General features: G+C 57.5%; 6 protein-coding genes. 3 read left to right on the top strand and 3 right to left on the bottom strand.

Translation table 11 applies throughout. The annotated features are described in order from the left end of the window. Window positions 1–123 precede the first annotated feature (123 nt). Window positions 124–510, bottom strand: coding sequence for a hypothetical protein (locus tag ACILSE_RS16610; protein ID WP_395718540.1), 387 nt, complete (start codon window positions 508–510; stop codon window positions 124–126). Between the two features lie 323 nt (window positions 511–833). Further along, a complete protein-coding gene (locus ACILSE_RS16605) occupies window positions 834–1199 on the bottom strand; it encodes an acyltransferase family protein (protein ID WP_395718539.1) in 366 nt (121 codons plus the stop codon). A gap of 1085 nt (window positions 1200–2284) precedes the next feature. Between ACILSE_RS16605 and eboE the strand changes: the two genes are divergently transcribed. The 3 genes from eboE to ACILSE_RS16590 all read left to right on the top strand — a co-directional run bounded on the left by eboE (window position 2285) and on the right by ACILSE_RS16590 (window position 5928). Beyond that, window positions 2285–3463, top strand: a complete 1179-nt coding sequence (gene eboE, locus ACILSE_RS16600; RefSeq protein ID WP_395718538.1) for a metabolite traffic protein EboE — start codon at window positions 2285–2287, stop codon at window positions 3461–3463. Window positions 3464–3526: 63 nt separating this feature from the next. Beyond that, window positions 3527–5500, top strand: coding sequence for a bifunctional aldolase/short-chain dehydrogenase (locus ACILSE_RS16595; protein ID WP_395718537.1), 1974 nt, complete (start codon window positions 3527–3529; stop codon window positions 5498–5500). A 20-nt stretch (window positions 5501–5520) separates the two neighbouring features. Beyond that, on the top strand, window positions 5521–5928 hold the full coding sequence (locus tag ACILSE_RS16590; protein ID WP_395718536.1) for a DUF2721 domain-containing protein: 408 nt from the start codon (window positions 5521–5523) through the stop codon (window positions 5926–5928). Between the two features lie 14 nt (window positions 5929–5942). Here ACILSE_RS16590 and ACILSE_RS16585 read toward each other — a convergent pair whose 3' ends face one another. After that, window positions 5943–6554: a lysophospholipid acyltransferase family protein gene (locus ACILSE_RS16585; protein WP_395718535.1), complete on the bottom strand. Its 612-nt coding sequence runs from the start codon at window positions 6552–6554 to the stop codon at window positions 5943–5945. Window positions 6555–6674 lie beyond the last annotated feature (120 nt).

Below are 6674 nucleotides of genomic sequence, written 5' to 3'. Positions count from 1 at the left end.
TGAAAAGATCAAACGCATGCGACGCGTGGCCACCCGGTATGACAAAACCGATGTTTCATTCATGGCTTTTGTCCTTCTTGCCATCTGCACTTTATCCCTCAGAAACCAATTTTAAAACACGCCCTAACGACGGCCACCCATGAGAAAACTGAAAAGCTTAGGGGTATGCCGACGCAGCTGGGAACCTACGACCAGACAGATCGCAAGCACGATCAGGGGTAAAAACAGGAAGGTTAAAACGGAGTTCGTTCCAGTGTAGGGCACACATTTGAAAATCAGCTTTTTGCAAGTCAACATCAACGGCTCATGAGCTAGATAGACGAAGAAACTCAGCTTTGCAGCCTTCAGCATCTTTTGCCGCAGTGGAGCCGTGACCAGATCGCTCAGGCCCCAGATGGCGACCATCCCTGAGACATTCGCCAGTTTGTTCATCCATGGCAGCGCGTCACCCGCCAGATCAAACCAGGTATCAGACCACAGAGCAACAGCCAGACGGCAGCGCAGGGCCATCTCCAGAAGCCTAGATCCCAGTCCGGCACGATCTGTTTCTTGGCCATCACAGCCCCTAGAGTGAAAAAGGCCAGCCCCGCCTCATCAGGCGGAGTGGGCAGACATCCAACAAACCAGGCCCCGATGACTGCACTCACCAGGTACCAACCCAGTCTCGTTGCCAAGAATGAGATCAGCGGACTCAAAAAGATCAGCAGCAAAAGATGACGAAGATACCAGAGTTGATAAGCCACCGGATTCCATAGCCAAACCCCCAGCCATTGCAGCCAAGTCAGCTCAGCCAGCTCCATCCGCTGCCCGATCAGGGCGCGGGTCGGACTCAGCTAGTAGGCAAGCCCAAACAGCACACAGCTCAGCAAACTCCAAATCAAGTAAGGCAGCAGCAGGGACTTCACCCGCTTTCGCCATTTGTGCACAAAGCCAGACCAGCCAGGCTTCAGGGTCCAAAAGAACAGAAAACCCGAGATAAAGAAAAACAACGGACGATTCACCCGCCCCAAATGGCTAAAACAAAAAGTCAGCCAAACATCTGCTTCAGGAGATGGCTGCTTCATTAGAACCCCATCATAAACCAAGGAAAACGGTGCCGCATGATTGAAAAGCACGATCAGGATGGAGATAAAAGAAAGCAGCCGAAGCTTCTCTCGAATTGCTAGAGATAAAGGCTGCTGCGTGGGAGCTTGAATCATGGAATGCGTAACGCCGAATCAATGACGCTGAATGGATGGAGGAAGATCAAAGATAAACGCATTCCACATGAAGAGATCGCCACTGCACAGAAGTGCTAAGACTACGGAAAACGATAGAAACACACCAATTAGGAATGGCAGAAATCCATCATCATGGAAAACGGGCGATTAGTATGCAACAGCCTGACATTTCTAGCAATGAATTGACTTAGCCTTTTTCGTCATAATTTCGCACGCCGGCCCTGTTTCTACCGTCCCATTCAGGCTTCATAGCCTCCACATCCGTCTGGGAATGCGTGGTGTAGTTCGCCGCGTCTTCTTGAATCACCTCCCCTGCGAACGCGGAAACCAATGGTAGCCGAATAGGAGCCGTCCCAAATGGATTCAAAGCCATGCTGCTACTCTCATTCTACTGTCCTCAAAAAATGGGAAGCCTAAGCTTTCACCACTTTACCCAACGCGTGCTGTCCGGCGCTCGGCAAGTCAGCTACCAGCGCCTTGGCCCCGCCTTCTGCGAAACGAATCAGCCACTTGTGACCGCCTTTGCGGCTTATCATCCCGAACTGCTTTATACAGTTCACTAACATTAAACCCGCCACTTTGGGCGAAAGTGACTAACTCATATCTCTTTTCTGGCATGCGTGAGGTATTTCAGGTTATAGCCCTCCTCGTAATTGATAACCATATTAACACCCACTCTTTTACTTATTTTATCGATTCATAGCGGCACATCACCTTCAGGGCTACTTAGCACCATAGAAATGGGGCGTGGGGGAAGCTGGCGGAGATGAAAACCAGAAAGGAAGGTTTCACGGCTCCATTTTGGAGGCATGCAAACTCATCCGTGATGACGCTTTTCTCTGGGGAGAGGCTGCGTGGGCCGGGCGCGGCGCGCCCCCCCACTGCCAGTCGGCATCACCGGCATGAAACCGGGCGCACAGCAACGCACCTTTGACCTCGTGGGCATCCAGACGCACAAGCCGGGCGACGGTCTGGACCTCGGCATCCTAGGCGACTCTAAGAAGCTAGGCTGACCCGTTGGACGATTCATTTGACTCCACACCCGACGCCGGACACTGAGCAGCATGCGCCTCAACCACGACATCCACCTCGGCTACTGCACCAACATCCACCGCGGAGAGACATGGGAGGAGACGTGGAGCGGCCTCAAGAACTACACGCTTCGCGTCAAAGATCGCGTCAGTGGCGGGAAGCCGTATGGAATCGGTTTGCGCCTCAGTGCGCTGGCCGCGCGTGAGCTGAGTGCGCCAGGAAAAATGGCCGAGTTCAAAGCCTGGCTGGATGCGAACGGTTGCTACGTTTTCACCATCAACGGCTTCCCCTACGGCTCCTTCCACGGGACACGGGTGAAAGAACAGGTGTTCAAGCCAGACTGGAGCACGCCGGAGCGGCTCGCTTACACAAACCTGCTCTTCGACATCCTCGCGCAACTGCTTCCTCCAGGCGTCAGCGGCAGTGTCAGCACCCTGCCAGGCTCTCACAAGACCTTCGGCGTCGGCGCGGATGAACTGAACGCAATCTTCACGAATTTGCGCCTCTGCCGCGAACACATTGAAAAAGTCAGTGTGGCGAGCGGGCACGATCTGCATCTCGGCCTGGAACCCGAACCGCTCGGCTTGTTCGAGACTAGCGGTGAGACCTTGAAGTTTTTCGGCCTCTATTTTGACCGCCACCCGCAGGACCGCAATTTCTTCAAGTTCATCGGCCTCAACTACGACACCTGTCATCTCGCGATCGAGTTTGAGGACGCAAAGAAGGCGCTGGATCGCATCACGGGGGCCGGAATTCGACTGAGCAAGCTGCACTTCAGCTCCGCGCTGAAATTGAAGCCCACGATCGAGAATGTGGAGAGGCTGCGCGGCTTCAATGAACCGGTGTATTTCCATCAGGTTATCGCCAGCTATGGCGCGGACGAGCCGCTTCGACGGTTCAAGGATCTGCCGGACGCGCTCGACTTCGCGCAGACGAATCCTGGCCAACTCGGCGAAGAATGGCGCGTTCATTTCCACATCCCGATCCATGCGCAGCCCGGCGACGGCTTTGACAGCACGCGGGATCACCTGATCGGCGCGATGGACTGGCTGGCAGCGAATCCGAAAAAATGCCAGCACATCGAGATGGAAACCTACACCTGGGAAGTCCTGCCGCCGGAAATGCGCAGTGGCGATGTGGTGGATCAATTGGTGAGGGAATACGACTGGACTCTTGCAGAGATGAGCAGGCGCGAATTGAAACCGGTTTGAGGGGAAAATCCCCTTGAATCACGGCCCATCCATCCGAAGTCTGCCAGCCCCATTCTCCCAGCCATGCAAAGCCTCTGGAACGACACTGTAGCCGCCACTTTCGGAACCGACGCCCTCGGACAACGCGTTTACACCTCCCGCCTGCTCGGCCGCAATCCTGCGCTTGTGCTGCACGGCGGTGGGAACACCTCCGTCAAAGTCACCGAGAAGGACTACTTCGGAGACAGCGTCGAAATCTGCTACGTCAAAGGCTCCGGCTGGGATCTCGCCACCATCGAGCGTGAAGGCTTCGCCCCCGTGCGCATGGAGGCGCTCCTGAAAATGGCCAAACTACCCACCATGACCGATGAGGACATGGTCCTGCAGCAACGTGCCGCGATGACCAACCCCAACGCGCCCGCCGCCAGCATCGAGGCCATCCTGCACGCCATCCTGCCCTTCAAGTTCGTCGATCACAGCCATGCCAACGCCATCTCTGCCCTCACCTGTGCGCAAGATGGCGAAGCACGCACGAAGGAGCTTTTCGGCTCCAAAGTGCTCGTTTTGCCCTATGTGATGCCCGGCTTCGTTTTGGCCAAACAGGTCTTCGAAGTGCTCCAAAAGACCGATCTGCGCAAAGAAGGCATCGAAGGCATCGTCCTCCTCAAACACGGCCTCTTCACCTTCGCCGACGACGCCAAAGCCAGCTACGAAAAGCACATCGAGCTCGTCACCAAAGCCGAAAACTACCTCGCCCAAAAATCCGTCAATCAGGTCAATCCTGTCACCGAAGTCAAAACAGACCTCCTCGCCCTCTCCAAGCTCCGCCAGCTCGTCTCCAAGACCCGTGGCTTCCCTCAAATCGCCCGCCTCAGCACCAGCGAGGACGCTTTGACCTACTCCGCGCTGCCAAACATCGCCGATTGCGCCACCCGTGGCCCCTTGACGCCGGATCACAGCATCCGCACGAAGCGCATCCCCGCCGTGCTTGGTGATGACCACGCCGCCAGCATCCAAACCTTCGCCGCGAACTACGAAAGCTACTTCAAAGCCCACGCGACCACGCAGACCATGCTCGACGCCGCCCCGCGCTTCGCCGTGTGGCCCGGAAACGGCATCGTCAGCTTTGGTGATACCTTGAAGGACGCCAAAATCGTCGCCGACATCGCGGAAAGCACCGCCGCCACCGTCGCGCTCGGCGAGCGCACCGGCGGCTGGGCACCGCTCAGCGAAAAAGACATCTTCGACATCGAATACTGGGACCTCGAGCAGGCCAAGCTCCGCAAAGGCCCCGGCCGCAAAGTCCACCAGGGCAAAGTCGCCCTCGTCACCGGCTGCGCCGCCGGCATCGGCTTCGCCATCGCTGAATCCCTCGCCGAGCAGGGCGCGCAGGTCGTCGGTCTCGACATCGACAAGGAAATCCCGCAGATCATGGCGAAGATCGGTGCCATCGGCATCGTCGTGAACCTCACCGAGGACCAGCCCGTGCAGGACGCCATCGACTTCACCGTGCGTGAGTTCGGCGGTATCGACATCGTCGTCAGCAACGCTGGCATCTTCCCGAAGAACGATGCCCTCGACGTCATGGCGCAGCCCGATTGGGACCGCACGCTCATGATCAACCTCACCAGCCATCAAAAGCTCATGAACAAGGTCATTCCTTTCGTGAAGCACAGCCCCGATGGCAGCATCATCTTCGTCGGCAGCCGCAATTTCAAAGCTCCCGGCCCTGGTGCCTCGGCCTACTCCTGCTCCAAGGCCGCCCTCACGCAGCTCTGCCGCGTCGCCGCCCTCGAGCTCGCCCCGTGGAAGATCCGCGTCAACATCGTGCATCCCGACGCCGTCTTCGACACCAAACTCTGGACCCCCGAAGCCCTCGCCAAGAGCGCTGCCCGCTACAACATGACCGTCGAGGAATACAAGACCAAGAACCTCATGAAGGTCGAGATCCGCTCCAAAGACATCGGCAACATGGTCGCCGCCATGGCGAGCCCGCTCTTCGCGAAAGTGACGGGTGCGCAGATCCCAGTGGATGGCGGGAATGACCGGGTGATTTGATGTTTTCAAAGGAGGGAATCATGACATTACCCGATCTCCCTCTTTCCACCCCTTCCCTGCTCTTTCCGGCGATCTCGCTGTTGATGCTGGCCTACACGAACCGGTTCCTTGCGCTGGCGAACGTGGTGCGAAAGCTGCACGCGGACTGGGAAGCGACGAAGGAACCGGTGTTGCTGGAGCAGATTCACAATCTGCGTAAACGCATCCGCATCATCAAGCACATGCAGTCGCTGGGCGTGCTGAGCATCATGCTCTGCGTGATCAGCATGACTCTTCTCTTCTTCGGACGACAGACAAGCGGCCAGGCGGCCTTTGGCGCGAGCCTGCTGCTGATGTTTGGCTCGCTGACACTGTCGCTGATCGAAATCCAGATGTCCGGGACAGCGCTGGACATGCAGCTCCGCGATGTGAAGTGCCGCAATGAGTAAAAGCCCGGCGTGACTCAAATCGTGAGTCCGGCGATGCGCTGCATGACCTCGTCGGCGAGGGCTTGATAGAGGTCTTTGCCGGTCTGCGGATAGCTTTCGAGGTCGGGCTGCCACAGATCGCCGACCACAAGCGTGATGCGGGCGGGGCGGAGGGTTTTGGCTCCGCGTGGATAGGCGTCGTAAGTGCCGAAGATGCGGACGGGCAGCACCGGAGCGCCTCCTTTGGCGATGAAGAGGCCGACACCGGCCTCGGCGGACTGGAGGCCGCCGTCCGGGCTGCGCGTGCCTTCGGGAAAGATGAGCACTTTTTTTCCCGCACGAAGAAGACGGATGGTGGCCTTCAAAGAAGCTGCGTCAGGCTTGTCGCGGTCGATGGGGATGGTCTGCCAGCTACGGAGGATGGCTCCGGCGAGCGGATGATCGAAGAGGGTCTTGCGCGCGAAGTAGTGGATGGCCTCGTCGAAGGCCTGGCCGACGAGGGGCGGATCGAGAAAGCTGACATGGTTGCACGCGATGAGCGCGGGGCCGGGGAAGCGGAGCTTTTCCGCGCCTATGGTCTGAAAATCGAACAAACCACGGGCAAGCTCGCGGAAGAAGCGATGGCCGAGCCAATAGCTGAGGTTCATGACGCGCCGCAGGGAAATTAAGGGTGTAAACAGCCGCACGGGCGCTGCGGAATGACGAAATCAGAATGGCGAATGACGAATGTGTCCAGAGTTGAGTCTCGAAGGCAGAGCCTCATGGTG

It is taken from the genome of Prosthecobacter sp., from assembly GCF_044236155.1.
Taxonomy (GTDB): domain Bacteria; phylum Verrucomicrobiota; class Verrucomicrobiia; order Verrucomicrobiales; family Verrucomicrobiaceae; genus Prosthecobacter.
The sequence above is the reverse complement of the archived record's forward strand: the minus strand, read 5'-3'. Positions and strand labels throughout refer to the sequence as shown.

Bases quoted from the DNA above. Each gene is read 5' to 3' on its own strand.
- ACILSE_RS16610 (WP_395718540.1), bottom strand. From the start codon at position 510: ATGGCCCTGCGCTGCCGTCTGGCTGTTGCTCTGTGGTCTGATACCTGG.
- ACILSE_RS16605 (WP_395718539.1), bottom strand. From the start codon at position 1,199: ATGATTCAAGCTCCCACGCAGCAGCCTTTATCTCTAGCAATTCGAGAG.
- eboE (WP_395718538.1), top strand. From the start codon at position 2,285: ATGCGCCTCAACCACGACATCCACCTCGGCTACTGCACCAACATCCAC.
- ACILSE_RS16595 (WP_395718537.1), top strand. From the start codon at position 3,527: ATGCAAAGCCTCTGGAACGACACTGTAGCCGCCACTTTCGGAACCGAC.
- ACILSE_RS16590 (WP_395718536.1), top strand. From the start codon at position 5,521: ATGACATTACCCGATCTCCCTCTTTCCACCCCTTCCCTGCTCTTTCCG.
- ACILSE_RS16585 (WP_395718535.1), bottom strand. From the start codon at position 6,554: ATGAACCTCAGCTATTGGCTCGGCCATCGCTTCTTCCGCGAGCTTGCC.